At 78.9% G+C, this 1,042-nt stretch carries 1 protein-coding gene and 1 pseudogene; both read right to left on the bottom strand.

Annotated elements, in window-relative coordinates; genetic code table 11:
- Positions 1 to 257 (bottom strand): annotated as a pseudogene (locus ABZ885_RS41985) (hypothetical protein); the annotation flags it as partial.
- A partial coding sequence (locus ABZ885_RS41980; RefSeq protein ID WP_360200580.1) for a PfkB family carbohydrate kinase occupies positions 254 to 1,042 on the bottom strand: 789 nt, incomplete at its 5' end. The pseudogene ABZ885_RS41985 and the gene ABZ885_RS41980, both read right to left, overlap by 4 nt.

Below are 1,042 nucleotides of genomic sequence, written 5' to 3'. Positions count from 1 at the left end.
GCCCGGAGCCCGGGGGCCAGCCGGTGCAGTTGCGCGGCCAGCTCGGCGGCGACCCGGCCCGGTTCGGCCGGGGCGACACCGTGCCGGGTGAACAGCTCGTCCATGATCTCCGGTTCGGTGCGGCCTTCGGTGGTGGCCCGGTGGCGCGGCGGCCGGCCGGTGAGCCGTTCGAACGCGAGCGGGTAGACGGCCGCGCCGACCGCGCCGTCGTCGATCAGCGTGCCGTCGATGTCCCACAGGAGGAGGATCCGCCTCATGCCGGGGCCGCCCGTCGCCCGGGGGCCGGTCCGGCCTCGAACGGCCCCCGCCGTGCGGTACAGGCCGCGCCGTGGCGGGCCGCGAGGTCCAGCGCCTCGGCCGCGGCCGAGCCGGCGGCGAGCGCGTAGGTGAGGACGGCCGCGAAGTTGTCCCCGACGCCGTAGGTGTCGACCAGGGGGCCCGGTGCCCGGGCGGGGTGGTAGCGCCGAGGGGGCCGGCCGCAGCGGGTGAACACCCCTCCGTGGTGGCCTTCGGTGCTGACCACCAGGGCCGGCGGCCTGCGCAGCAGCGCCGGATCGCAGCGCTCGGCCGGGTCGCAGCCGCTGCCCACCAGCGCGTCGACCGCGACCCCGGACTCCCGCACGGTGGCGAACTCCCGCGCCGTCACCACGAGCACCCCGGCCCGCCGCGCCCGGCGCAGCAGGGCGGCGTCCCCGGCGGTGAAGAACACCGCGTCGAAGGAGGCGAGTTCGCCCCAGTCGAGGGGGTCCGCCGCGGCGGGTTGCAGGCGTTCGCCCAGGGTGACGGTGGTGCGTTCGCCGCTCCGGTCGACCATGCTGACCGCCGCGCGCGTGGGCCCGGCCCGGGCGGCGGCCTGCACGCGGACGCCGCGGCGCTCGAGTTCCTCACGCGAGCGCCGGCCGGCGTGGTCGTCGCCGAGGGCGGTGAAGAAGGTGCAGCCGCCGGTCAGTTCGGCCAGCCGGACGGCCGCGACGGCGCCGCCGCCGGCCGGGCCGCGCCAGAGCCGCTCCGCGTGCGTGACGTCACCGGCGGCGGGCACCCG

The sequence above is a fragment of the Kitasatospora sp. NPDC047058 genome (genome assembly GCF_040643935.1).
In the GTDB taxonomy this organism is placed as follows: domain Bacteria; phylum Actinomycetota; class Actinomycetes; order Streptomycetales; family Streptomycetaceae; genus Kitasatospora.
Note: the sequence above shows the minus strand (reverse complement) of the source record. Positions and strands in the feature narration are given on the sequence as shown.